Below are 25723 nucleotides of genomic sequence, written 5' to 3'. Positions count from 1 at the left end.
ATTCAATCCTTCCAGAGGTTATTAGCCGCGTATTTTAAAATGACATTGCAGCAGTGATCGCAGTAGCCGCTCTGTTTCATTTCCTCCACCATGGCGTTATATTTGCTGTCCTGATCCCGGTCGCGAACCCGTGCCTTGGTAATGATGCGGGACAGTTCTTTTACCGAAGCGGTGAGCTTTTTTTCGATGGCCTCTTTCAAAGGCTCGTAGCTGCGATAGTCGATTTTACCGTGGTTACGGAGGAGGGAGAACATATAAGCGGCAACATCCTGGCGAAAGCCTAAAGCGGCGGTTCCGGTAATGCCGATTTGCTCTTCGATGGATTGGAGGAATTTATTGTCGGGTGGCAGGTCTTCTCCGGTATTTTTATCTTTCAGCTTGGTGGAATTGACAAAGGCTTCGGCATGGTCCAGATAGTTGTTAAATAGGATTTCAGCCTGCTCCCGGTAGCCGTGAATAAAAGCCCGGGTCACTTCTTTTTCTAAAATTTTATGATATTCTTTTTTGACCGTATCCTGCAGGAAGCCCAAGTAACGTTTTTTTTCATCGTCGGCCACCGACAATTCTTTGGTGGCTTTGATCAGGGTGTCAAGAACTGCCAGGGGATTGATGCAATTGTTTTCCGATTCGGACAAAGCCGTGTCAATGGCTTTCATAATAAACCGGGTGGAAATACCGGTCATACCTTCCCGCTGGGCTTCTTCCCGCAGTTCTAAGATATCGACCTTCTTGGTGGAACCCTGTTCGACAATTTCTTCTCCGTTGTAGATTTTTAACTTGGTTAAGGTGTCTACCTTGTTGGAGGGAGTGAGGCGGGTGAGAATGGCAAACATAGAGGCCATTTCAATGGTATGAGGGGCGATATGAGCGTCAAAACTGCTGTTGCGGAGAATTTTGCGATAAATTTTGACTTCTTCAGCCAGTTCCAGGCAGTAAGGAACTTCCACCTTTACAATTCGGTCCAGAATGGCTTCGTTGGTATGATCGGATTTGAATTTGTTCCATTCGGCTTCATTGGAGTGGGCCAGGATAATGCCGTCAAAATAGATCATCGGCCCTTTGCCGGGAGAGGGAATGGATTTTTCCTGGGTGGCGGTAATCATGGCATGGAGATATTCCACTTCATTTTTGAACACCTCAATAAATTCAACAATGCCCCGGTTGCCAACATTAAAAGCGCCGTTTAAGGACAGAACCCGGGGGTCGTCTTCGGCGTACAAATCCAGCTTGGAGATATCTACCGAGCCGATAAGAACCGAAGTATCCTGATTATTGGGATCCACCGGCGGAACAACGCCGATGCCTTTGCGCGAGCGGATGGAAAATCCGGCGGCTGCAACCGGGAAACGTTCAAATTCACCGTTGTAGTCGGTTTTAAGGCGATAACGGCAGAGGGGGCAAAGGTCGCCTTCTATTTTTAGGCCCAGCCTGTTTTCAAATTCCGGCCGCAGGTGTTTGGGGATCAGGTGGAGCGGCGTTTCCCGCATTGGGCAGCCTTGTATTACAAAAATAGGCGGGCTGGTTTCCAAAGCACGTTTAAAGGCTTCCATCAGCGAGGATTTACCGGCACCTACCGGCCCTACCAGGTACAGTACCTGGCGGGATTCTTCGCCTTGCATGGCGGCGGAGTGAAAGTAACGCATAATTTTCATGATGCTGTTATCAATGCCAAAGAAATCATTTTTAAAAAAAGCATAGCGTTTCAGGGTATCGCTGCCGTAAAGCTTCTTTAAGCGGGGCTGTTCTTCCGTTTGGATCACTTCCACCCCGGGCGCTGTCAGCAGTTCGTACAAGCGCTGGTGGGCCAGCATTGATTCGCGGCGGGGGTCATTTTTCACTAGCGTCAGGTAATCCAGCAGAGTACCGGAGAAAGGCCGTTGCTGCCGCTCTTCCCGGTCCTTTTTTATAAAGGCGGTAAAATCAAAATCGGCCATGCATTTACGCTCCCTTCTTGTAGCTGACTTAGTATAATGTATTACCGGTCAGGCAAAAATAGGTCAGCTTCTTCTTGCAACATGAAGCTACCCTATTGTATGCCCCGCCAGGAATTTTTGGAACGCTGGCAGTCCCTATGTAAACAGGCAAAAAAAGGCCCGGCAGAAAAGCCGGGCCGCTAAGGGCTAAAATCAAATCAGGTGTCATCGCAGGCCGCTTGCCGTGGCGATTCAAAAGATGGATGGAGGCAAAAACTCGCGGAGATCGTCTCGCTGCTCCTGCAACGACAATTAGCCATGTGCCAGGAGCCAACCCGTACACACCCCGTCGCTTCGCGCCACCCCCGCTCTGCATAATTCGACTGACGAACCCTAAAAACGTGGAGGGGAATGATCATACCCCAATACCCCAAGTGCCAAGTGCTATGAGCCATGAGCCATGAGCCCTCCTCTCCTCAATGCAGCAAGTCCCATAACTGCTTGCCGATTAAGAGGGTGGAGACGCTGATAAACAGGGGGCGGACATAGGACGCGCCTTTGGAAATGGCCAGGCGGGAACCGGTGAAAGCCCCGGCAATCATAGCCAGACCCATGGGGATACTGTAGTAGAAATTAATTGAACCGATTAGACCGAAGGAGATGACGGCGGCGATATTGCTGGCAAAATTGATGGCTCTGGCATTGCCGGCGGCAACGACGAAATCAAAGCCGATAAAGAGAAAGGAAAAAAGCATAAAAGAACCGGCGCCGGGACCAAAAAAGCCGTCATAAAAACCCAGGGAGAAGGCGGCAAGGCCGCCGATCCAGGCAACCCGGGGAGTGATGATGCCGTCATAGGTAGACGTGCTGCCCCAGTCCTTTTTTATCAGGCTGTAAATCGTAACCGCAATCAGCAGCACAACAACCAGGGGCTTTAAGAAGGAAGAAGGAATTTGCTGCACGACATATACGCCCAAGGCCGATCCGATTAACGATAACGGGAACAGATACTTAATCAGAGTGTAATCGATTTTCCCTGATTTCATAAACGACAGTGTGCTGGTAAGGCTGCCCATCACACTGGCCATTTTATTGCTGCCTAAGGCCATTTGGGGAGGCATTCCGGTCAGGAGTAAAGCCGGCAGGGAGATCAGGCCGCCGCCGCCCACCACCGAATCAATAAACGCGGCGATAAAACCGGCGGTTATCAAAAAGGCCAACATTTCGATACTGACATGTTCCACGGCTCGTTATTCCTCTACCACGCTTACCCGGTTCATAACGTCGCCGGGCTGAATCTGCTCGACCACATCCATGCCCTGGATGACTTTGCCAAATACGGTATGTACGCCGTCCAGATGGGGCTGTGGCTCGTAAACGATGAAAAACTGGCTGCCGCCGGTGTTAGGGCCGCGATGAGCCATGGACAGAGAACCCCGCTCGTGTTTATTGGGGTTGCCTTTTGTTTCGCAGGGAATCGTATAACCGGGGCCGCCGGTTCCATTGCCGTTAGGACAGCCGCCTTGGGCAACGAAGCCCTTTATGACGCGATGGAAGGTTAAGCCGTCATAGAATCCTTCTGTAATTAATTTTTCAAAATTAGCAACTGTATTTGGGGCATCCTTTGCAAATAACTCGATTTCAATTTTTCCCTGAGCCATTTCGATGATTGCCTTTTTCAACTTATTCCCTCATTTCTTTATACTCCTATATTCGTAATTATCAGTATATCATAAATTGCCGGATTATAGCAAAGGCTATTCCGCTAATCGAAACATTCCCCCCACCAATCAAGATACATGGAAAGGTCCAGATCATAGCGGGGGTAATTCAGTTCTAATATTTGCATTGTTTCATCCCGCTGGACACTGGCGTTAAAATATTCACCCAGCCGGGAGTCAGCCAGATAAGGTTCACCGTCGATGACAGTAACAGGTATCCGTCGAATGGCGTTGGATAACGTTTGCCGTTTTTCATCCCAGGTTACTTTTTGCTGCAATGCTTTTGCTACTGCCAGCGCGGGTATCAGATTGCCGTCGGCTCTCAGCTGTACAGAACTGCTTATTGGCTGACCGGCAAAAAACAGGGTGGGAACCTGGAAGAGTAAGCAGCTGCCATCAGGGTCCCACAATTGTCTGCCGCCGAACAGCAGCGATAAATCATCGGTTCTTACATATACTGTGCGGCCTTTCAGCAGTCCGGGAACAGTGGTTCGGTTACCGATAATCAGGCGGTTTGATTCATCCCAGCTTAGAGGGGAATTTAATCGGGCAGCTATCGCCATAACCGGTGCGTACAATGTGTCATTGATGGCCGCGACATGCTCAGTCAGCAGTTTTCCGTTTACTTTCAGGCGGTAAACCTGAGCGAAAAAAAACTGCTCATCCGGTTGCTCGCGGAGCAGCTTTGCAACAAGACTTTCTTCCGCCAAACCGTCCAGACCGCAGGCGGTTAAGCGATTATGGATATCCGTTAAGGAAATAGGCTGATAGCCGTATACGTCAGGATAGATGCCGAGGGAGGCGTTACCGCTTTTGTCTATTCGGATTTTTATCCGGTCGTAGGTAATCTGCACCGGTGTTTGACAGTCTGCCATTGTGAACAACTCTTCCACATCCGCTTCCAGCATGCGGATACAGCCGTTGGAACTGACGGAGCCGATGGACCATGGCATATTGGTGCCGTGGATGCCGTAGGTCGGCAGAAATCCCAGCCAGCGATAGCCCAATGGATTGGCCGGGCCGGAGGGAACGAAACAGTCTTTGCCGGGAGGGTACCAGACAGGGTTTGTTTCTTTTTCCAGGATGCGAAAAGTTCCCAGTGGGGTAGGGGTGGAGACGGAGCCAATGGCCACCGGATATTCTTTTATGAGTTCATCGTTATCATAGTATGCAAGTGTCCGGCTGGGAAGATTGATCACAATGGCGGGAGATGCCGGGGCAGCCCAGATTTGATGGGGTGATACGGCAAAGCAAAGCAATAAGAAAACAAGCACAGCCAAGCGATACAGGGACACGAAAAACCCCTTCTTTTGTTAAAGATTCGCAATCAATAACTTATATGAAGGGGCCCTTATCGCTATGATGAAAATGGAGAAATATGCTGCAATTAAAGGTGGATTTTATGGTTAATCGGTTACTTCTCGGATACAGCGACCGATAATGGACAGCATGATTTCTATTTCCTCTACCGTACTGGCCAGGGGCGGCATGAAGACAACCACGTCTCCTACCGGACGAATTAACAGGCCGTAGTCCCTGGCTTTGTTACAGACCTGGATTCCCATAGAATCTTTCCAGGGATAAGGTTTTTTTGCTTCCTTGTTCTGCATTAATTCAATACCGACAATCAGGCCGCGCTGGCGAATGTCTCCGACATGGGCTAAAGTTTGAAACTCCGTCAGCTTGGCGGCGGCAGCAGCAATTTTAGCCGGCAGGCCGTCGATAACTTTTTCTTCCCGAAAAACTTTTAGATTGGCCAAAGCGGCGGCGCAGGCCAAGGGGTTGCCGGTATAGGAATGACCGTGATAGAAGGTTCGCTTTTCACCGCAGTCTCCCAGAAAAGCGTTGTAGATTTCATCGGTAGTCAGAGTGGCTGCCAGGGGCAGGTAACCGGCGGTAATGCCCTTGGAGATGGTCATGAGATCAGGGCTGACGTTTTCGTGTTCGCAGGCGAACATTTTGCCGGTTCGGCCAAAGCCGGTGGCTACTTCGTCGGCGATCAGCAGCACATTATATTTTTCGGTCAGTTCCCGCACTTTTTTCAGATAGCCGTGAGGCGACGTCAGCATGCCGGCAGCAGCCTGCACTAAAGGCTCCAGAACCAGTGCGGCAATTTTTTCATGATGCTCGGCCAGCAGCTGTTCCAAAGCATCGGCACAGGCCATGCCGCAGGTTGTGCTGTCGGCGGCCAGGCGGCAGTGATAGCAGGAAGGGCAGGGAGTATGAAGAGGCTGGAACAGCAGAGGTTTAAAAATGCGGTGGAAAAGGTCAATACCGCCTACGCTTACGGTACCTACGGTATCTCCGTGGTAGGCCTGTTCCAGGGCAATGAATTTTTGCTTTTGCTTCTTGCCTTTCAGCTGCCAGTATTGAAAGGACATTTTGAGCGCTACTTCCACGGCGGTGGAGCCGTCGTCCGAGTAAAATACTTTATTCAGGCCGGGGGGAGTGATAGCGACTAATTGTTCCGCCAGCTCCGCCGCCGGGATACTGATCAGGCCCAGCATGGTGGTATGGGCTGCTTTTCCCAGTTGGTCAATAATGGCTTGGTCAATCTCAGCTTTGCGATGGCCATGGATGTTGACCCAGAGGGAAGAAACGCCGTCATAGTATTCCCGGCCTTCCGTATCGACGAGCTTGATGCCGCGGGCTTCAGCAATGATTTTTTGGGGTTCTTCCACCCAAGATCGCATTGCGGTAAAGGGATGCCAGATATACTGCTTATCTTTCCTTTCAATTTCATTCATCGTTATTTACCGCCTTTCAATATACTAAGGATTTTGTCGATATCCAGGTACTGCTTTGCCAAATCCGCCAGTCCGTCTATCTTTACATCAGGAACGCTAATATCGGGAACAAAGGGAAATTTTCCCAGTATCGGCAGCCCGGTAAGGCGCTTTGTATAGTCAAGATTGCTGTGTTCGAGAATACCGGCCTGCGCTTCATCCCATTGGTTGATGATGATGCCGGCCAGGGCAATACCGTGCTGACGGGCGTATTCTGCGGTTAATACCGTGTGGTTGATGGCACCCAGACGGGGGCAGGCCACAATGATTGCCGGAAGGCTCAGCTCGGCCATCAGATGGACCATCAGGTAGTCCTGCCAAATGGGGGTGGTAATGCCGCCGGCGCCTTCTACCAAACCGACCTGATGCCGGGAGAGCATGGTTTTACAGGCTGCTGCCAGTTTAGGCACATCAATGGTGACGCCGGTTTCCGCGGCGGCTACTGCCGGGGCGAGAGATGGAGCCAGGCACAGGGGACTGACTTCAGGCCGTTTGTTTTCATCCATTCCGGCAGCTTTCAGTAAAAAAGTAGCATCTTCCGATAGCAATTGGCCGTTGTGATCCGTAACGCCGCCTGACGCTACCGGTTTGATTACACCGACGTCATAGCGCCGCTGCTTTAGAGCGGCAGCCAGGGCGCCGGTGATGATGGTTTTGCCGATTTCCGTATCGGTGGCGGTAATAAATAAACCTGGATGATTCATATTTTTACCCTCTTTTTTTTGCCAGCCGTTTGACGGCTGCGGCAATTTTTTTACTTGCTTGTCCTAATTCTGTTTGATTGTGGGCCGCCGACAGGGCGAGCCGCAGCCGGCTGGATCCGGCCGGTACGGTAGGTGGACGAATAGCGGACAGGATCAGGCCTTCGCTTTTCAGATCTTCGGATAATTGCAGCGCAGCTTCCGCAGCACCAACCGTTACCGGGATGATCGGTGTTTGTCCGGCACCAATTTTGAGTCCGGCAGCCGTAAGGGCGCTCCGGACAAACTCGGCGTTATCCCGAAGTTTAACAACTAAATCCGGCCGCTTGACCAGCTGATTCAGTGCTTCTGCTGCTGCCGCAACCGTGGCCGGGGCCAAAGCAGTGGAAAAAATGAAACTGCGGGCCCGGTTGATCAGGTAATCAATCAGTTCCTGACTGCCGGCAACAAAGCCGCCTTCTGCTCCCAGGGCTTTGCTTAAAGTCCCTATTTGTATTGGGACTTGGTCCGCCAAATGGTAGTAGGCGGCTGTTCCCCGGCCGCCGGGACCGATGACGCCGGTGGCATGAGCGTCGTCAACGGCGACGATGGCTTCATAGTGCCGGGCCAGCTGGACAATATCCGGCAAAGGAGCGATATCGCCGTCCATGCTGAATACGCCGTCAGTAACAATCAGCCGCTTGCCATGACAAGCGGTGCTTTTCAAGCAGTCTGCCAAATGATCGGGATCGGCATGACGGTAGACAACAATGCGGGCCCGGGACAGGCGGCAGCCGTCAATAATGCTGGCGTGATTCAATTCATCACTGAAAATAACGTCTTCCGGACCGGCCAGGGCGCTCATGGTGCCTACATTGGCCATGTAGCCGGTATTGAAGACCAGGGCTGCTTCTGTTCCTTTAAAAGCGGCGATTCTTTGTTCCAATTGTTCATAAAGCGGATAAGTTCCGGTAATCAGACGGGCGCCGCCGGAGCCGGTGCCATAGGCCATAGCAGCGGCTGAGGCTGCCTGCCGTACCGCCGGGCAGTGAGTGAGTCCCAGGTAATTGTTGGCTGCCAGGATCAGATAAGTGCGGCCATTCTGACGGACATGGACGGGGTCAAGGGATTCATAAACTGTCGTTTGCCGGTATAAATTCCGGCTTTTAGCTTTTTCCAGATATTCGGTTAAAAATTTCACTGGATTCTTGCTTCTTCAGGCAGAGTGATTAGTACCGGCTGATTTTGCAGATAGTCTGCCGCAATGGTCGGAACTGTTTCCGGACGAAGAAAGAAGATTCGTCCGCCAAGGGGACTGCCAAGGGGTTTTAAATGAGAAAACCGGAAGTAGCCCTTCTGGGGAGAGGCCACATAGCCGGTTGTATATTCCGGGTCGTCGGACCAGCATAGTTCGGCGATCATTCCCGGAGCGGCAGCCACTTTGGCAGCCAGTACTAATGCCTCCCGGACATGAACATTGTGGAATCCTTGCTTTTCCAGCCAGACGGAAAACAAAGGTTCATTTTCAATATCCATACGGGATACCCGGATACCCCGCATGCCGGTATCATCCAGTCGTTTGCCGGTTTCGGCGCAAAGCAGCATGGCGCCCCGCATGCTGTCAAGGAGGGATTGCAGAAGGTTAAAGCCTTCCTCAACAGCGGAAGGCGCAACACCGGCTTCGACTAAAGCGGCTTTTGCCGCTTTCCGCCCGGCAGTTGCATCCGGTACGGTAATGGTATGTACAGGCAGTAAGGGTGCCTTTTTCAGACAAGAATTTTCAATGGCTTCGACGTTTACATTGATGAAATCGGCCCGGCCACGGGTATGGGAAAAAGCCCGGGCCAGCATATCGTCGGTGACTTCAGCCACCCGGTTAAAGGCGACAAGTCTTTCAGCGCCTGATATGTGCCGGCCTCCCAGTTCATGAGCGCCTCCCTGGGCAGCTCGCATTCTAACGCTGTACAGCATAATGAATCACCTTCTCAGTTTGAATTTTTACCCGCTGCAATAGCCGGGTCAACGGTACGGCTGCTGCTGCGGTAAACAACATCCCCGGCAGGGCGGCAGCCAGCAGCGGGATAACTGCCCGACCGATCCATAGTCCCAGGGACAAGCGGGCAAGTGCTGAGCCGATGGGACCGGCAATGATCAGCATCGGCCGGCTTGTGCCGCATAAAAGCAGCAGTCCGCCGATGGTCAGGCGAAAAATCATCGCGATGGAGATATTCAGCAGATTTTGCAGGCCCAATATCAAGCCGATCAGACTGGATAATATACCGGCAGTAATATAGCTGGTGAATCCATAGACGGCACAAATCGCTACCGCTAAGGGAGCCGAAAGCTGAAATTCGGCTCCGGCGGCGAAACTGGGGAGTTTGATGGCGCCGGTTACAGTGATCAAAGCGGCAAGCAGGGCCAGTTTGGTTAATACACGAATTTTAATTTTCACCGCAGGACTCCTCTTTATAATAGTATCGTTAACCATATAAATTCATTAGGTTAACGATACTATTATATAGCAGGGGAAGCTTTTTGTAAACCGAGGGCCGGACCTGCGCTGTAAAAAAACTGCCGGCTATTGGCCGGCAGTTTGATTCTTTTAAGTTATTATTTTGCAGCGACTGTGTCCTGGGCTGCTAAGCTGGCCTGAGTCGCCAGATTCTTATAGGTTTCCCGTCTTTCGGCAGCATCCTGCTCTGTTTTCTCAAACAAAGCGTCCGCCATGTCGGGGAATTGTTTCTTTAAAGAGGAATAGCGGACTTCACCCAGCAGGAACTCTCTGAAGTTCATGGTTGGTTCTTTGGAATCCAGGGTAAAGGCACTTTTGCTGGTGCCTTTTAATTCCGGATTGTAACGGTACAAAGCCCAGTAGCCGCAGTCCACCGCTCGTTTGGCTTCCAGCTGGCTGTTGCCCATACCGGCTTTCAGGCCGTGGTTAATGCAAGGGGCGTAAGCTACAACCAAAGAAGGACCGGGATAGGCTTCGGCTTCGGCAATGGCCTTCAGGGTTTGATTCTTGTCGGCACCCATAGCGATTTGGGCCACATACACATAGCCATAGCTCATGGCGATCATGCCAAGGTCTTTTTTCTTCGTTTTCTTACCGCTGGCGGCAAATTTGGCAATTGCTGCCGTCGGTGTGGATTTAGAGGACTGACCGCCGGTATTGGAATATACTTCGGTATCAAAGACCAGGACATTGACGTCTTCGCCGGAGGCCAGAACATGGTCAAGACCGCCAAAGCCGATGTCATAAGCCCAGCCGTCGCCGCCGAATATCCAGTGGGAACGTTTTACTAAGAAGTCTTTATTCTTATAAATTTCATTGAGTACAGGCTCCCGGCCTTTTTCTTTTTCCAGTACGGCAATCAGCTTATCGGCTCTGGCCCGGGTGCCGTCATTTTTATCTTTATTGGTCAGCCAATCTTCCAGCGCTGCCTTCAGTTCCTGCTTCACCGGCAGGGAAAGTGCCGTCTGGGCATCCAGCGCAACTTTGGCACGAAGCTGGTTGACGCCTACCATCATGCCGAGGCCATATTCCGCATTGTCTTCAAACAGGGAATTGCCCCAGGCTGGACCGTGCCCGAGATGATTTTGGGTATAAGGAATCGAAGGCGAGCTGCCCGACCAGACAGAGGAGCAGCCGGTGGCGTTGGCTACCATCATCCGGTCGCCGAACAGCTGGGTGACTAATTTGGCGTAAGGCGTTTCACCGCAGCCGGCACAAGCACCGGAGAACTCCAACAGGGGTTGTTCGAACTGGCTGCCTTTAACGGTAAAGGGATTGACAGGATTGGCTTTTGGCGCAAGCTTCATGGCATATTCCCACAGATCGGCCTGAGGCATTTGGCTGGCAATCGGTTTCATGACCAAAGCTTTTTCTTTAGCCGGGCAAATTTGGGCGCAATTGCCGCAGCCGGTACAATCCAGCGGGCTGACCGTCATCCGGAAGTTTAAGCCCTTGGCGCCGGCAGCCGGTTTTACCGTAAATCCGGCGGGGGCTACTTTCACTTCGTCATCAGTCGCTAAAACGGGACGAATGGTTGCATGGGGACATACATAGGAACACTGGTTGCACTGGATACATTTATCTGGTTGCCATTCTGGAACGTTGATCGCAATGCCCCGTTTCTCATAGGCCGCAGTACCCATGGGGAAGGTGCCGTCTTCCATGCCGTCGAAAGCACTGACCGGCAGCTTGTCTCCTTCCTGACGATTCATCGGAACGAGAATATTCTTGATAAAGGACGGAACGGCTGTTTCATCGGCGCCTTTATCCGTCGCACTCAGCCATGCGGCTGGAACATTGATTTTTACGATGGATGCTACACCTTTGTCAATAGCGGCATTATTCATATCCACTACGTTTTGTCCTTTTTTGCCATAGGAAGTTAGAACAGCGTCTTTCAGATATTTTACGGCATCTTCCAGGGGAATAATATCGGCAATCTTGAAAAATGCTGCCTGCATGATCATGTTGATTCTGCCGCCTAAGCCGATTTCCTGGGCGATTTTAACGGCATCGAGGGTATAGAAGTTAATATTGTTGTTGGCAATATAGCGTTTCATGGCTGCCGGCAGGTATTGTTCCAGTTCTTCCGGCGACCAGATGCAGTTTAACAGGAAGCTGCCGCCTTTTTTCAGGCCGTCCAGGACAGTGTATTTATCAACATAGGACTGATTGTGGCAGGCAATAAAGTCGGCCTTATTAATCAGGTAAGGGGATTTAATGGGGTTTTTGCCAAAGCGGAGATGAGAGATGGTTACACCGCCGGACTTTTTAGAATCGTAAGCGAAGTAGGCTTGCGCATACATTTTGGTGTTATCACCGATAATTTTAATGGCGCTTTTGTTGGCACCGACTGTTCCGTCGGAGCCGAGGCCCCAGAACTTGCAAGCTTTTGTTCCTGCGGCAGTGGTATCAATATCGTCGCCGAAAGGCAAGGATGTATGGGTGACATCGTCTACGATGCCGACCGTGAAGTTGTCTTGCGGCTGCCCTTGTTTCAGATTTTCAAAGACTCCCTGGATATGACTGGGGATGATATCTTTTCCGCCTAATCCGTAGCGGCCGCCGACGATGACAGGCTGCCAATCATTATTGTAGAACACGGATTTTACATCTAGATACAGAGGTTCGGCATAGGCGCCCATTTCCTTCGTTCTGTCGAGAACGGCAATCTTTTTGACTGTTTTCGGGATATATTTTAAGAAATGCTTGGCAGAGAAAGGCCGGTACAAATGAACGGTCAGCAGGCCGACTTTTTCGCCTTTGGCATTGAGATAATCCACGACTTCTTCAGTGGCTTCGCAGACCGAGCCCATGGCTATAATGATGCGGTCGGCATCCTTAGCGCCATAGTAGTTGAAGAGGTGATATTCCCGGCCGGTCAGCTTGCTGATTTCCGCCATATAATTTTCGACAATGTCTGGCAGAGCCTGATAATAGCGGTTGGCAATTTCTCTTTGCTGGAAGTGAATGTCGGAATTTTGCACTGTTCCCCGCAGCACCGGATGGTCCGGATTCAGGCCCCGGCGGCGGAATGCATCCACGGCATCCCGATCTAACAATTTAGCCAGTTCATCATATTCCAGTACTTCAATTTTTTGTACTTCATGGGAAGTACGGAACCCGTCGAAAAAGTTCAAAAACGGGACTCGGCCTTTAATCGCTGCTAAATGGGCAACTGCGGATAAGTCCATGACCTGCTGGACGCTGCTTTCCGCCAGTAAGGCGAAGCCGGTTTGGCGGGTCGCCATGACGTCGGAGTGATCGCCGAAAATGCTGATGGCGTTGGCACCGACGGTTCTGGCGCTGACATGAAATACGCCGGGCAGCAGTTCGCCGGCAATTTTATACATATTGGGGATCATCAGCAGCAATCCCTGGGATGCAGTGTAGGTGGTTGTTAAAGCGCCGGCCTGCAAGGAACCGTGAACTGCTCCGGCGGCGCCGCTTTCAGCTTGCATTTCGACGATTTTAACCGGTTGGCCGAAAATATTTTTTCGTCCCTGGGCAACCCATTCATCCGCGTGTTCCGCCATAGGAGATGACGGAGTGATGGGATAGATGGCCGCTACATCGGTAAAAGCGTAAGAAACGTGGGCGGCGGCGGTATTTCCATCCATTGTTTTCATTTTTCTTGCCATGAATAAATCCCTTCCTTTTTCTTAAAATGGCTTGAATAATATTAACGTGCTAATTGTTTTCTTCGTGATATAAGCTGTCAGTCCTGTCTGAATTTGCAAGAATACTTTATTTTTTATTATGTTTATGCCATAAAGCAACGTTCCAGGAAACCGGAAGTGATATTGACAGCAGAAATTGCAATTAGAAAGTGTTAGAATTATTTTAGATTTGACAATAATTCTAACAGAAAACGAGTAAGAGCCCGTCAAGAGATACTGATGCCTACTTATCATGAGTAGATAAAAAATAAAAGCAAGGGGATAAAATATGAAGACGCATGTGTTTATTGAAGGCAGGCAACAACTGTCGGCAATGATTCATAATTATGGGAATGTGCCGGCGGGAACCCCGTTAGTGATTTTTTGCCATGGATTTACCGGGGATAAGATCGGTTCGAATCAGCTTATGCTTCATATCGCTCAAGCTATTGAAGCTGACGGCAAGATAGCAGTTCGCTTCGATTTTGCCGGCTCCGGTGAAAGTGGAGGCGAGTTTGCGGAAGATACAAGGGTATCCGGTTGGCAGGAAGATTTGCAGAGCGTTGTTTCCTGGGTCAAAAATCAGCCGGAATTTATCGGTGCGCCGATTTTTCTTCTGGGGCATAGTTTAGGCGGGCTGGTTGCGCTAACCTACCCGGACGATGCGGCGATTGCCGGACGCATGGCCCTTTCTGCTGTAGTATATCCCGTAGAAACGTTTAGCGCCGAGGAAATTTTCGGGAAAGGACTTTGGGAGAAAGCAGCTGCAGGAGAAACCATTGCGAATTTTTTTAACAAAGGATTTTCCCTCAATAACGGTATTTTTGCCAATGATTTAATCAAAGGGAAATATAAGCCCTTGGAAGCGGCGGAGAAACTTACAACCCCGCTGTTGATTATTCATGGGACGGCGGATTGTGTTGTTCCCCTCGGAGGCTCGGAAGAACTTTATCGCCGATATAAAGGGAAAAAAATCTTTCATAAGCTGGATGGTGCCGATCATGTATTTAGCGGACGTCACGCCGATGTTCAGACAGTGATCGTCGACTGGCTTCATAAGTGGGAGAAATAAAGGCACAAAGTAATTTCTCAAGAAAATATAGACTGCTCCGGGGGTGCCTTTGTTGAGTAAAGCAGCTATAAATTGACAAACTAACAGGAGAATTTATAATAGCTATGAGCTATGAGCTATGAGCTATGAGCTATGAGCTATGAGCTATGAGCTATGAGCTAATTCAGTCAGGGGTTATATGCGGCGGATGAAAAATATGATAAAATAAATAAATTAGAGACTTTTTAATGTAATTTACATAATAGAGACTGCATAGATGTTGGAGGGCTGGTTATGTCAGTAGAAAATGGTGAGCTTAGCGCCGAAATACAGCGCCGCCGGACATTTGCCATTATATCTCACCCAGACGCGGGGAAAACGACTTTGACGGAGAAACTGCTGCTGTACGGCGGGGCTATTCATCTGGCCGGATCGGTAAAGTCACGCAAAGCGCAGAAGCATGCGGTATCGGACTGGATGGAGATTGAAAAACAGCGGGGTATTTCCGTTACATCCAGTGTGCTGCAGTTTGATTATGACGGTTTTCGCATCAATATTCTGGATACGCCGGGCCATGAGGATTTCAGTGAAGATACATATCGGACGCTGATGGCGGTAGACAGTGCTGTTATGCTGATCGATGTGGCCAAAGGCGTGGAGGCGCAGACGAAGAAGTTATTTAAGGTCTGTAAACAACGGGGGATTCCCATTTTTACCTTTATTAACAAACTGGATCGCCATGGGAAAAATCCGTTTGAACTGATGGAAGAAATTGAGAAGGTTCTGGACATCAACGGTTATCCCATGAACTGGCCAATTGGCGTGGACGGGGATTATAAAGGCGTGTACAATCGCCAATTGGCCCAAATCGAGTTATTCGAGGGCGGTGGTTCCCATGGGCAGTGGGTTATGCCGTCGACGCTGGGGAGTGTGGACGATCCGGCATTTGCCGAAATTATCGGTACGGATATTCATAAGGCATTGTGTGACGATATTGAGCTCCTGGATATGGCCGGTGATGCTTTTGACATGGGAAAGGTCTTGACGGGCGAACTGACGCCGATCTTTTTTGGCAGCGCCATGACTAACTTCGGCGTGCGCCCCTTCCTGGAAGAGTTTTTACATTTGGCGCCGGCGCCGGCGCCGCGACAGTCTTCCGAGGGACAAATTAATCCGGATGATCCCAATTTTTCCGGCTTTATTTTTAAAATTCAGGCCAATATGAATCCGGCCCATCGGGACCGGTTGGCCTTTATGCGGATTTGTTCCGGCAAATTCACCAAAGGCATGTCGGTTCGTCAGGCCAGAACCGGCAAAAAACTGAAACTGACCCAACCTCAGCAGTTCCTAGCTCAGGAACGGACGATCATTGATGAGGCGTATCCGGGAGATATTGTCGGTTTGTTTGATCCGGGAGTTTTTGGCATTGGCGACACGCTGAGTGAGGAGGGGCAGACATTTACCTTTGAAGAATTTCCTATTTTTCCGCCGGAGCGGTTTGCCCGGGTGCAGGCCAAAGATACCATGCGGCGCAAACAGTTTGTCAAAGGTATTACCGAACTGACCCAGGAGGGCGCTATTCAGGTCTTTCATCAGGAGGATATGGGGATGGAATCCTTTATTGTGGGAGCGGTGGGCAGTTTGCAGTTCGATGTTTTGGAATATCGGCTGAAGAATGAATACAACGTTGACATTTTGCTGAACTTCCTTTCTTATGAGCTGGCTCGCTGGCTGAACGGGGTCAGCCTGAACGTGAAAGCACTGAAGGGAATGGATCGCTGTATGCTGGTACGTGACGGCAAAGATCGGCCGGTGGCCTTGTTTAATAATGAATGGTCGCTGCGCTGGACCAGTGATAATAATCCTAAAGTGCAATTTCTCACGGCACCGCCTGATGAGGTGGATGAGGTGGAGCAGTAAGGCTAAAAACAGTAGCCGGTTGTTTTTTGTTTTAAGTCTATAACGATTTATTATTGACATATGACAAAAAGTGGAATAGTATAGTAATTGTAATACCATGTTAGTCTTTTCTGGTACCTGAGGGTATGAGGTGATTGTTTTGCGCAACCGAATTATTGTGGCGGCTGTTGAAGAAATCAATTTAAGAGGCTTCAAGTTTACGATGAGCGATCTTACAAAGCGGCTGAGTATCAGTAAATCGTCACTGTATGAGTACTTTTCTTCCAAGGAAGAACTCGTTGCCGCTATCTTAGATACGGTGCTGAATGATTTTCGGACACAGGAAAGCAAAATTTATCAATCGGAGTTAACGATTATTAAAAAACTTCAGGCGGTATTGACTATCACATCCCAAACTTTTGAACCATTTCATAACCGAGTATATGATGATCTCCGCCTGACGTATCCGAAAGAATGGGAAAAAGTTGTCGGTTTTCGTAAGGAACGGATGAATCATTTAACCGCTCTGCTGCTTCAGGGGATGGAGGCCGGCTCAATCCGGCCTGTTCATATCGGGGTTATTCAGCATATGCTTAACAGTACGGATTTGACCAGCTATCCTTTTTTATCCGCAAACAATATAACTTATCCGGATGCGGTGGCAGCCATGCTGGATATTATGCTGCATGGAATTTTGGCGGAGGATAAGGACTGAACAGACTTGTTTGTGATATAGCAACCACATTTAAACTGCGTGCATTGCACGCAGTTTAAATGTGGTTGCTAGTACCAAAAATACCAAATTAGTACATAAGATTACAAAAAACAGCTGCGGGTACGCTGACTGTTAGAAAAGAGAGGAGATTTATCGAATGATGACAAGAAAGGATACCTTTTTTAGGCACGGTGCGATTTATCTGCTGCTGGTGATTTTATCCGTCACTTTGCTCACCGGCTGCGGCGGCAATGGGGCGGCTGCCGTCCCGGAAATGTGGGGCCGTGCTGATGCCACGGAGGTCGACATCAACTCCAAAGTGCCGGGCCGGGTGGTGAACCTGCTGGTCAAAGAAGGCGATCGCGTTAAAAAAGGACAATTATTAGCTCAGATTGATAAGCGCGATATTGTCGCTCAGGCCAATCAGGCCCGGGCTAATATTAAAGCATTGGAGGCGCAGACTGCTCAGGCTTCTACTGTTACAGTTCAGCAGGATCAGACAGCCAAGGCTGCTTTGAATACCGCTTACGCCCAGTTGGAAAAAGCCCAGTCGGACTTGGCTCTGGCGGAAAGTGATTATAATCGCTTCAGCGAATTGGTGGAATCAGGCGCTATTTCCCATCAATTGTTTGATACCTACCGCACAAAATATCAGGTAGCTCAGGCCGCTTATACTCAGGCCCAGGCCGGTGTTACTTCAGCTAAAGCCGGACTACTGCAAACAAATGTCAACCTGGCTAATGAGGAAGCGATGCGCAGCAAAGTAACACAGGGTCAGGCTAACCTGGAGCAAGTGGAAGTATCTTTGGATGAAACTGAAATACGGGCACCGTTTGACGGCATCATTACGACGAAGCATGTGGAAGAAGGGGCAATGGTGTCAACCGGAATGCCCATTGTGACGATTCAGGATCCGGTGGATAACTGGGTTAATTTTAAAGTGAAAGAAACCGATTTGAGCCAGTACTCTATACAGCAGACGGTTATGCTCCAAGGCCGGGACAGCAACCTGAAATTGCAGGGAACGATCGTCGATATCAGCAAAAAATCCGAATTTGCCACGTATCGCGCCACCAATGAGCGGAGTGAAAATGACATTATTACGTTTAATGTAAAAGTCCAGGTGAATTCCGAAAAAATTCGTCCGGGAATGCGGTTCCGTCTGTTAAATGGTGATGTGTAAGATGGGCCTCCTGAGGATCATGAGACGGGAATTCCGGATTATGTTTGTTAAAGATCGCAGCGCTGCCTGTTTCTTTATTGGAATTCCGATTGTGTATGTTTTGCTGTTCGGGACTTTGTATTTGAAGAATACCGTAAACTATACCGCTACCGTTGTGTATGATGAAGACCAGACCGCATTAAGTCGCGAAGTGGTTCGGGCTTTCGAGGATTCTGACCGGTTCCGGATTGTCGCTTATGTCGATACCCAGGAAGAACTGGAACAATATATGCGCGAGAAAAAATCACTGGTAGGCGTCGCCATACCGCTGCATTTTTCCCGGGATATCAAGAAGGGAGTATCAGCGCCGATATTGTTTGAAGTAGACGGCAGCAATATTATCATCGCCAACACCTTGATCGGCTCGGCGCAGGATCTGATCGGCAAGGTGTATCCCGCAATTGCCCAAGACCTGATTGGAGTCATCGGCATGCCGCCGGGGGCATCTTCCCACTACGCCAGCCCCATTGACGTGGAAACCCGGATATTGAACAATCCCACATTTGGCTATACGAACTTTTTGCTGATCGGCCTCGGTGTATATGCATTGCAAACCGGCATCGTTTTAACGGTGGGTCCTCTGGTAAACCGGGAATTCCAACGGCTTGACGCCTGGAAGGAAACGGCAACACCGCTGATTTTGGCCGGCAAAATGCTTGCGTATTGGCTATGCGGCGTTCTTACCTTTATTGGCTACGTGTTAATTTGCGTTTATGTATTTATGCTTCCCTTTCGCGGCGGGATCGGAGAACTGTTACTCCTTGGCAGTGGTTACGTTTTTTCAGTGGCGGCAGTAGGATGTTTTATCGGCACGGTTGCGCCGGGGGAAGTGATGGCAGTGCTTATGCCGCTACTGTATATTATGCCGGCGCTGCTGTTCAGCGGTTATATCTGGCCGCAGATGATCATGAATACCTTCAGCTACGTATTTGCCAAGTCGGTGCCTATCGGCTATATGGCCGACAATATGCGTGATTTAATGCTGAACGGATATGCGCCTCACTTGCTGCATGATGCCGGAATTTTGTATATGTCCGGGCTCGTTCTGCTGGTGGCTGCCGGCGGAATTTTCAGTTTGCGCCGCAAGCACAGCAAATTTCGTTCGGATGAAGGAGCGCCGACATGAGTATTAAAGATATTGTAATCAAGGAAATACGGTTTATCTTTAAGAGGGAACCGATCATAATTTTTTTACTGCTGGGCGTGGGCGCTGCTTATACGACGCTGATGGGGCTGCTGTACAGCGCTAATGTTATGAATCATGTGCCGATGATCATTTATGATCAGGATCAGACGCAATTAAGCCGGTCCCTAATCCAGGCACTGGATGATTCGGAAAAATTTCAAATAGTAGCCGATGTCTTATCCCAGGAAGAAATGGAATCCATGCTGAGAGATCAAATCGGTTATTGTGCGCTTTCCATACCGCCTAATTATTCGCGGGATATAAAAAACGGGTTCGGCTCCAATCTTTTATTCGAACTGAACGCCTCAAATCTTGTGTTTGACGGCGCCGTCATCAGCATGGTGCAGGAAATTGTGAGCAACTATCTCAGCAGTATCAAAATGGGCTTACTGGAAGCGGCCGGCCAACTGCCCAGCCAGGCTCTCAGTCATGTCGCGCCGATTCAGTTTCGTCTGCGGGTGTTAAACAATCCGACGCTGAACTATACCAGCTTTTTTGTACTGGGAATTTTCTTTGTAGCGTTTCAGACCGGCGTCATGATGGCGGTCAGTATGACTATGGCCAATGAGTATAAAAAATTTCAGGAATTACGCAATACAGCCGCCGTCAAGGTCCTATTTGCCAAATTGCTGCCCTATTGGATCGGCGGAATCGGCGGATTTATTGCTTCAATTCTGATTGCAGTCGATGTGTTCGGCGTTCCTTTTCGCGGCAGTGTTGCCAGTCTGCTGTTCTTAGGTACGGTCTTTATCTTTGTCATTACTTCGCTGGCCAGCTTGCTGCCGGCTTTTTGTACCAACCAGGTATTTTTACTGCAGTTAGTTGTTTCCTATGCTGTTCCCTGTTTTTTATTTTCTGGCTATACTTGGCCGCGGTACGCCATGAATTTGTTTGGCTGGACTATTTCCTGCATTATTCCGGTAACATATATTGCCGATAATGTACGGGATTTGGCCTTACACGGATATGCTCCGGATCTGCAGATCAGTATTATATTCTTGCTGACTGCCGGTACGGCTCTATTTGCCTTGTCGACGGCATTGTATTCTTGGCGGCGGAAGCAGGCTGCGAACAGCATGGTTTGAGTTGACAGTGATGAATCCGGCGGCAGCGGCGGTACCGGGGAGGGTATTGCTTTAGGGAGAAGTTTTGGAAGAATGGGCCGAGCTGACAGCTTACTGGTGCATGGTAAGTATTGCGTTCGTTACCGGCTTTCGGAAGCGGCCGGAGAAGATGACCTTGCCTGACCGTAAGTTATTTTTGATTCGTCACTTATAAGGAGAGAACTATCAGTGCTGGTTTGATAAACGGGATGCAGGCGGAAGAGCGGCTATTGCGGGCGAGGCTTTGCTATGACCCAGGAATAGCAAAGCCATAATTCGCTGCAGGCAGCTATAATTTTAATATTGTGAATATTTACCAGCCTCTTGCTCTGCTCATATTCCTATGGTATACTCAACTAAAAATCTTATTAAGTTTAGATGAAAAGCAAAGAGGCTTATAAACGCTTTGACGTTTATAAGCCTCTTTCTGTCCTTCAGCCGCAGGAGGATTGTTATTGAAAGGAGGTGGTTGCAGCAAGCAGACGAGCTGCGGCCATAAAGAAATGCTTCATGAGTATTCGCAGTACTCATGAAGCAACGCAGGTAAAGTTTTATTCCCCAGTTGCGCCAGGGTTTATTTCCTATACCCATTATTTATTATAGTCAACAGAGTGTTCTTTTTCAAGAAGTTTAATTTAGAAAATTTTAAAAAAGATATAAGGAGGAGCTTAGTATGAGACAGGTGGCAATATATGGTAAAGGCGGAATCGGTAAATCGACGACGACGCAGAATCTTACAGCCGGATTGGCTGAAATGGGTAAGCACATCATGGTGGTTGGCTGCGACCCCAAGGCAGATTCCACCAGACTGCTGCTGGGCGGTTTGGCACAGAAATCGGTTCTGGACACATTGCGGGAAGAAGGCGACGACATCGATCTGGATTACATTATGAAAGAAGGCTTTGGCAACATCAAATGCGTGGAATCCGGTGGACCGGAACCTGGGGTTGGCTGTGCCGGCCGAGGTATCATTACTTCCATCAATATGCTGGAACAGCTGGGTGCTTATACGGATGATCTGGACTATGTATTCTACGATGTACTGGGCGATGTTGTCTGCGGCGGCTTCGCAATGCCGATTCGTGAAGGAAAAGCCCGGGAAATTTATATTGTCGCCAGCGGGGAAATGATGGCTATGTATGCGGCCAATAATATTTCCAAAGGTATTTTGAAATTTGCCAACAGCGGCGGCGTTAGATTAGGCGGTATTATCTGCAACAGCAGAAAAGTCGCCAACGAGTACGAATTGCTGGACGCTTTTGCCAAAGAACTGGGCAGTCAGCTGATTCACTTTGTACCAAGAAGTCCCATGGTTACGAAAGCGGAAATCAACAAGAAAACCGTGATTGATTTTGATCCGAAGGCGGATCAGGCTGACGAGTACCGGACTTTGGCGAAAAACATTGATGGTAATGATATGTTCGTAATTCCCAAGCCGATGACCCAGGAACGCCTGGAAGAGATTTTAATGGAATTCGGCTTGGTGGATCTATAAACCATAATAAGCGAAAATGAAACGGAGGCGATTGTATGTTAATGATAAAAGCCATTGTCAGACCGGAAAAAGCGGGGATTGTTCTATCCGAATTATCTGACGCAGGTTTTCCGGCGGTCACAAAATATGATGTAGTCGGACGGGGAAAGCAGCGCGGCCTTCAGGTGGGCACAGTCCACTATGATGAAATTCCCAAAGAATTATTGATGCTGGTGGTAGAAGACGAAGATAAAGACGATGTGGTAAGAATTATCATAAAAAATGCCAAGACTGGGGAAAAAGGCGCCTTCGGCGACGGAAAAATATTTGTCACTCCGGTTGAGGCTGCCTATACGATCAGTGTCGGCAAGGAAGCATTGTAAGGGAGGGGATTGTCATGAAAGAAATTATTGCAATCATTCGGATGAACATGATCAGCAAGACGAAAGAAGCCCTTCTGAAAAGCAATTTTCCGTCTTTTACCTGCCGCCAGGTAGTGGGGAGGGGAAAGACAAAAGTCGGCTATACCATAACGGATGAAACCGCCCGCTCGGAAGCAGTTGCAAATGACCGGGAAAAAGCGGAGCAACTGGCCGAGCAGCACCGGCTGGTTCCCCGGCGGATGATGACTTTACTGGTCAAAGATGAAGATTTAAAAGAGGCGATTGACCTGATTATCGGTGTGAACCGGACGGGAAATCCGGGTGATGGCAAAATTTTTGTCCTACCGGCCAGCGAAGTCATCCGAGTCCGGACCGGAGAGAAAAACGCCGATGCATTATAATTTTATAAAGAGGTGAGCAACGCTATGGCACAAGATATGAAGAAAGTAATGGATATGGTCTTAGAGAAATATCCGGCCAAAGCTTTCAAAACCAGGAAAGCCCATATTGTGGTTAAAACGGAAGAAGAGCCGCAGCCGGTCATTACGGCGAATACGAGAACGGTTCCGGGTGTTATAACTGCCCGGGGATGCTGTTACGCCGGTTGTAGAGGCGTTGTTATGGGACCGATCAAAGATATGGTTCATATTACTCACGGACCGGTCGGATGCTCCTTTTATGCGTGGGGGGGCAGAAGAAACAAGGCAAGAGCAGAAGAACCCGGCGGTATGAATTATATGGAATATGTTTTTTCCACCGACATGCAGGAGAGCAATATAGTTTTCGGCGGCGTTCCCAAGTTGAAGGAGGCAATCAAGGAAGCCTACGAATTGTTTCATCCTAAAGCCATTGGGATTTACGCTACATGCCCCGTCGGTCTGATTGGTGACGATATTAACGCAGTGGCGGCAGAAGCGACTAAGGAATACGGGATTCCGGTTCTGTCTTTCAGTTGCGAGGGCTATAAAGGCGTCACCCAGTCGGCAGGACATCATATTGCCAACAATATTGTTATGCAGGAAATCATCGGTAAAGGGAATGAGACGCCGAAAGAACTTGGAATCAATATTTTAGGCGAATACAATATTGGCGGCGATGCCTGGGAAATAGAGCGGGTATTGGCTAAAATTGGTTACAATGTTATTTCTACCTTAAGCGGCGACGCCAGCTATGACAAGATCAGCAACGCTCACACCGCGAATTTGAATTTAGTCCAATGCCACCGGTCCATTAATTATATCGCCGAAATGATGGAGACTAAATACGGGATTCCCTGGATCAAATGCAACTTTATCGGTATTGACGGGACGGTTGAGACGCTGCGGGAGATGGCGAAGTTCTTTGATGTTCCAAAGCTTACCCGCCGGACGGAAGAGGTTATTGCCGAGGAAGTTGCGGCAGCGGAAGGCGAGATGGCCTATTATCGTACCAAACTGCAAGGAAAGACGGCCTGCCTTTATGTAGGGGGATCACGGGCCCAGACGTATCAGGGACTCTTAAGAAGCCTGGGGGTAGAGACTTTAGTTGCCGGCTACGAGTTTGCCCATCGTGACGATTATGAAGGACGGGAAGTCATTCCGACGATTAAAATTGATGCCGACAGCAAGAATATTCCGGAGCTCACAGTTGAGCCGGATGAGCAGAAATTCCGGGTCATTATTTCCCGGGAAAAAGCAGAGCAGATGACTAAAGAAGGTGTCAAGCTCGGTTATTATGGCGGAATGGTGAAGGAAATGAACAACAATACCATTATGATTGACGATATGAACCATCATGAGATGGAGACTATTCTTGGTCAGTTGAAGCCGGATATGTTTTTAACCGGAATAAAAGAGAAATATGTCATCCAGAAAGGGGGCGTTTTGTCCCGTCAGCTTCACTCCTATGATTATACCGGTCCCTATGCGGGATTCAGAGGAGCCGTTGTCTTTGCCAGAGAATTGGCCGCAGGACTTTATACACCCGCATGGCGGTATGTAACGCCTCCCTGGAAGCAAAAGTCCTTATTGGAAGGCAAAGTGGCAGGAGGTGAAGCGTAATGCTGGATGCAACGCCAAAAGAAATTGTCGAGCGAAAAGCGCTTCGGATCAATCCGGCCAAAACCTGTCAACCGGTAGGAGCCATGTACGCTGCCCTTGGCGTTCACAACTGTCTGCCGCACAGCCATGGCTCCCAAGGTTGCTGCTCCTATCATCGAACCGTGCTTTCCCGGCACTTTAAAGAACCGGCCATGGCATCCTCCAGTTCCTTTACGGAAGGCGCCAGCGTGTTTGGCGGCGGTGCCAATATAAAGACAGCGGTTAAAAATATTTTTGCCCTGTATGATCCGGATATTATTGCCGTTCATACCACCTGTTTATCCGAAACCATTGGCGATGACCTACCTACCTATATCCGGGAAATGGAAATACCAGAAGGCAAACTGGTCATTCACGCTAATACGCCCAGCTATCAGGGTTCCCATATTACCGGTTTTGCCAGCATGGTCAAAGGTTTTATCAACTACCTTTCGCTAAACAGCGGCGTTCCCAACGGGAATTTTAATATCATACCGGGCTTTGTCGGACCGGCGGATATGCGGGAAATCAAGCGGATATTCAAGGTAATGGGCATCCCTTATACCATGCTTCCCGATACCAGCGGGGTTTTGGATGCCCCGAACACCGGGAAATATAAAATGTATCCGAAGGGTGGGACAAAAATTGAGGAGATTGTTGATGCCGGCAATGCCGCGTTGACCGTTGCTTTGGGGAGCTATGCCTCCGAAATGGGAGCGAAAGAACTGGAGAAAAAGTGTAAAGTTCCCTTTATTACGCTGAAGACTCCCATCGGTATCGATGCCACGGATGAACTTTTAATGTCTTTGGCCAAACAAACCGGGAAGGAGATACCGGCGGAACTGGAAGAGGAACGGGGCCAACTGGTGGATCTGATGATTGACAGTCAGCAATATTTCCAGGGAAGAAAAGCTGCCCTGGTCGGTGATCCTGACGAGATGATTGCTTTAAGCCAGTTCATTATTGCTCTGGGCATGATCCCCCAATATGTGGTTACCGGTACTCCGGGATCGGCATTTGCAAGAGAAATCACGGCCATGATGCAGGAGGCTGGTTTAGAAGGCATTGTAAAAGCGGAAAAAGATTTCTTTGATGTCCATCAATGGATCAAAAATGAAAACGTTGATCTTTTAATTTCCAATACCTATGGCAAATTCATCGCCAGGGCAGAAGACATTCCCTTTGTCCGCTTCGGGTTTCCGGTTATGGATCGTTATGGACACAACTATAATCCGGTGGTGGGCTACAAAGGCGCGATGTTTTTATTGGAACAAATGTGCAACGCCATGCTGGACAAGGAAGACCGGGAATGCGCGGAAGAAGATTTGGAAGTCGTTCGATAATAGGCAGAAAGGCAGGTTT

Annotated in this window: 22 protein-coding genes; 12 read left to right on the top strand and 10 right to left on the bottom strand. The window is 49.2% G+C overall.

Features of this window, described 5'->3' with window-relative positions:
* Window positions 1-2: 2 nt before the first annotated feature.
* From ABFC84_17630 to nifJ, 10 genes are all read right to left on the bottom strand, one after another.
* Window positions 3-1934 (bottom strand): PrkA family serine protein kinase, encoded by a 1932-nt coding sequence (locus ABFC84_17630; protein ID MEN6414562.1) that lies wholly within the window; start codon window positions 1932-1934, stop codon window positions 3-5.
* A gap of 455 nt (window positions 1935-2389) precedes the next feature.
* Window positions 2390-3157 (bottom strand): TSUP family transporter, encoded by a 768-nt coding sequence (locus ABFC84_17625; GenBank protein ID MEN6414561.1) that lies wholly within the window; start codon window positions 3155-3157, stop codon window positions 2390-2392.
* Window positions 3158-3163: 6 nt separating this feature from the next.
* On the bottom strand, window positions 3164-3595 hold the full coding sequence (locus ABFC84_17620; protein MEN6414560.1) for a peptidylprolyl isomerase: 432 nt from the start codon (window positions 3593-3595) through the stop codon (window positions 3164-3166).
* An 83-nt stretch (window positions 3596-3678) separates the two neighbouring features.
* Window positions 3679-4929, bottom strand: coding sequence for a L,D-transpeptidase family protein (locus ABFC84_17615; protein ID MEN6414559.1), 1251 nt, complete (start codon window positions 4927-4929; stop codon window positions 3679-3681).
* Between the two features lie 111 nt (window positions 4930-5040).
* A complete protein-coding gene (bioA, locus tag ABFC84_17610) occupies window positions 5041-6381 on the bottom strand; it encodes an adenosylmethionine--8-amino-7-oxononanoate transaminase (GenBank protein ID MEN6414558.1) in 1341 nt (446 codons plus the stop codon).
* Between the two features lie 2 nt (window positions 6382-6383).
* Complete coding sequence (gene bioD / locus ABFC84_17605; GenBank protein ID MEN6414557.1) at window positions 6384-7124, bottom strand: dethiobiotin synthase; 741 nt, start codon at window positions 7122-7124, stop codon at window positions 6384-6386.
* Window positions 7125-7128: 4 nt separating this feature from the next.
* Window positions 7129-8301, bottom strand: coding sequence for an 8-amino-7-oxononanoate synthase (gene bioF, locus ABFC84_17600; GenBank protein MEN6414556.1), 1173 nt, complete (start codon window positions 8299-8301; stop codon window positions 7129-7131).
* Window positions 8298-9071 carry a 6-carboxyhexanoate--CoA ligase gene (locus ABFC84_17595; protein MEN6414555.1) on the bottom strand — a complete coding sequence of 258 codons (774 nt, stop codon included), beginning with the start codon at window positions 9069-9071 and terminating at the stop codon, window positions 8298-8300. Before ABFC84_17595 ends, bioF begins: the two co-directional genes overlap by 4 nt.
* On the bottom strand, window positions 9055-9552 hold the full coding sequence (locus tag ABFC84_17590) for a hypothetical protein (GenBank protein MEN6414554.1): 498 nt from the start codon (window positions 9550-9552) through the stop codon (window positions 9055-9057). Before ABFC84_17590 ends, ABFC84_17595 begins: the two co-directional genes overlap by 17 nt.
* Window positions 9553-9710: 158 nt before the next feature.
* On the bottom strand, window positions 9711-13253 hold the full coding sequence (nifJ, locus tag ABFC84_17585; GenBank protein MEN6414553.1) for a pyruvate:ferredoxin (flavodoxin) oxidoreductase: 3543 nt from the start codon (window positions 13251-13253) through the stop codon (window positions 9711-9713).
* Between the two features lie 307 nt (window positions 13254-13560).
* Between nifJ and ABFC84_17580 the strand changes: the two genes are divergently transcribed.
* The 12 genes from ABFC84_17580 to nifK all read left to right on the top strand — a co-directional run bounded on the left by ABFC84_17580 (window position 13561) and on the right by nifK (window position 25704).
* Window positions 13561-14343, top strand: coding sequence for an alpha/beta fold hydrolase (locus ABFC84_17580; protein ID MEN6414552.1), 783 nt, complete (start codon window positions 13561-13563; stop codon window positions 14341-14343).
* A 273-nt stretch (window positions 14344-14616) separates the two neighbouring features.
* Window positions 14617-16242, top strand: coding sequence for a peptide chain release factor 3 (locus ABFC84_17575; GenBank protein MEN6414551.1), 1626 nt, complete (start codon window positions 14617-14619; stop codon window positions 16240-16242).
* A gap of 139 nt (window positions 16243-16381) precedes the next feature.
* A complete protein-coding gene (locus ABFC84_17570; protein MEN6414550.1) occupies window positions 16382-16936 on the top strand; it encodes a TetR/AcrR family transcriptional regulator in 555 nt (184 codons plus the stop codon).
* Between the two features lie 157 nt (window positions 16937-17093).
* Window positions 17094-18119: an HlyD family efflux transporter periplasmic adaptor subunit gene (locus ABFC84_17565; protein MEN6414549.1), complete on the top strand. Its 1026-nt coding sequence runs from the start codon at window positions 17094-17096 to the stop codon at window positions 18117-18119.
* 40 nt (window positions 18120-18159) lie between these two features.
* Window positions 18160-19284, top strand: coding sequence for an ABC transporter permease (locus ABFC84_17560; GenBank protein MEN6414548.1), 1125 nt, complete (start codon window positions 18160-18162; stop codon window positions 19282-19284).
* A complete protein-coding gene (locus ABFC84_17555; protein MEN6414547.1) occupies window positions 19281-20429 on the top strand; it encodes an ABC transporter permease in 1149 nt (382 codons plus the stop codon). Before ABFC84_17560 ends, ABFC84_17555 begins: the two co-directional genes overlap by 4 nt.
* A gap of 64 nt (window positions 20430-20493) precedes the next feature.
* Window positions 20494-20622, top strand: coding sequence for a hypothetical protein (locus ABFC84_17550; protein ID MEN6414546.1), 129 nt, complete (start codon window positions 20494-20496; stop codon window positions 20620-20622).
* Window positions 20623-21120: 498 nt separating this feature from the next.
* The gene (gene nifH, locus ABFC84_17545; protein ID MEN6414545.1) at window positions 21121-21942 is read left to right on the top strand and encodes a nitrogenase iron protein; all 822 of its coding nucleotides are present in this window, start codon (window positions 21121-21123) and stop codon (window positions 21940-21942) included.
* 35 nt (window positions 21943-21977) lie between these two features.
* The gene (locus tag ABFC84_17540; protein ID MEN6414544.1) at window positions 21978-22304 is read left to right on the top strand and encodes a P-II family nitrogen regulator; all 327 of its coding nucleotides are present in this window, start codon (window positions 21978-21980) and stop codon (window positions 22302-22304) included.
* 14 nt (window positions 22305-22318) lie between these two features.
* Window positions 22319-22705 carry a P-II family nitrogen regulator gene (locus tag ABFC84_17535; GenBank protein MEN6414543.1) on the top strand — a complete coding sequence of 129 codons (387 nt, stop codon included), beginning with the start codon at window positions 22319-22321 and terminating at the stop codon, window positions 22703-22705.
* A gap of 24 nt (window positions 22706-22729) precedes the next feature.
* Complete coding sequence (nifD, locus tag ABFC84_17530; GenBank protein ID MEN6414542.1) at window positions 22730-24343, top strand: nitrogenase molybdenum-iron protein alpha chain; 1614 nt, start codon at window positions 22730-22732, stop codon at window positions 24341-24343.
* Window positions 24343-25704, top strand: a complete 1362-nt coding sequence (gene nifK, locus ABFC84_17525) for a nitrogenase molybdenum-iron protein subunit beta (protein MEN6414541.1) — start codon at window positions 24343-24345, stop codon at window positions 25702-25704. The genes nifD and nifK overlap by 1 nt, the downstream gene beginning before the upstream one ends.
* Window positions 25705-25723: the final 19 nt, after the last annotated feature.

The organism is Veillonellales bacterium (genome assembly GCA_039680175.1).
In the GTDB taxonomy this organism is placed as follows: domain Bacteria; phylum Bacillota; class Negativicutes; order JAAYSF01; family JAAYSF01; genus JBDKTO01.
This window is presented reverse-complemented; position numbering and strand designations above follow the sequence as displayed.

Bases quoted from the DNA above. Each gene is read 5' to 3' on its own strand.
- ABFC84_17630 (MEN6414562.1), bottom strand. From the start codon at position 1,934: ATGGCCGATTTTGATTTTACCGCCTTTATAAAAAAGGACCGGGAAGAG.
- bioA (MEN6414558.1), bottom strand. From the start codon at position 6,381: ATGAATGAAATTGAAAGGAAAGATAAGCAGTATATCTGGCATCCCTTT.
- bioD (MEN6414557.1), bottom strand. From the start codon at position 7,124: ATGAATCATCCAGGTTTATTTATTACCGCCACCGATACGGAAATCGGC.
- ABFC84_17595 (MEN6414555.1), bottom strand. From the start codon at position 9,071: ATGCTGTACAGCGTTAGAATGCGAGCTGCCCAGGGAGGCGCTCATGAA.
- nifJ (MEN6414553.1), bottom strand. From the start codon at position 13,253: ATGGCAAGAAAAATGAAAACAATGGATGGAAATACCGCCGCCGCCCAC.
- ABFC84_17580 (MEN6414552.1), top strand. From the start codon at position 13,561: ATGAAGACGCATGTGTTTATTGAAGGCAGGCAACAACTGTCGGCAATG.
- ABFC84_17575 (MEN6414551.1), top strand. From the start codon at position 14,617: ATGTCAGTAGAAAATGGTGAGCTTAGCGCCGAAATACAGCGCCGCCGG.
- ABFC84_17565 (MEN6414549.1), top strand. From the start codon at position 17,094: ATGATGACAAGAAAGGATACCTTTTTTAGGCACGGTGCGATTTATCTG.
- ABFC84_17560 (MEN6414548.1), top strand. From the start codon at position 18,160: ATGTTTGTTAAAGATCGCAGCGCTGCCTGTTTCTTTATTGGAATTCCG.
- ABFC84_17555 (MEN6414547.1), top strand. From the start codon at position 19,281: ATGAGTATTAAAGATATTGTAATCAAGGAAATACGGTTTATCTTTAAG.
- nifH (MEN6414545.1), top strand. From the start codon at position 21,121: ATGAGACAGGTGGCAATATATGGTAAAGGCGGAATCGGTAAATCGACG.
- ABFC84_17540 (MEN6414544.1), top strand. From the start codon at position 21,978: ATGTTAATGATAAAAGCCATTGTCAGACCGGAAAAAGCGGGGATTGTT.
- ABFC84_17535 (MEN6414543.1), top strand. From the start codon at position 22,319: ATGAAAGAAATTATTGCAATCATTCGGATGAACATGATCAGCAAGACG.
- nifD (MEN6414542.1), top strand. From the start codon at position 22,730: ATGGCACAAGATATGAAGAAAGTAATGGATATGGTCTTAGAGAAATAT.
- nifK (MEN6414541.1), top strand. From the start codon at position 24,343: ATGCTGGATGCAACGCCAAAAGAAATTGTCGAGCGAAAAGCGCTTCGG.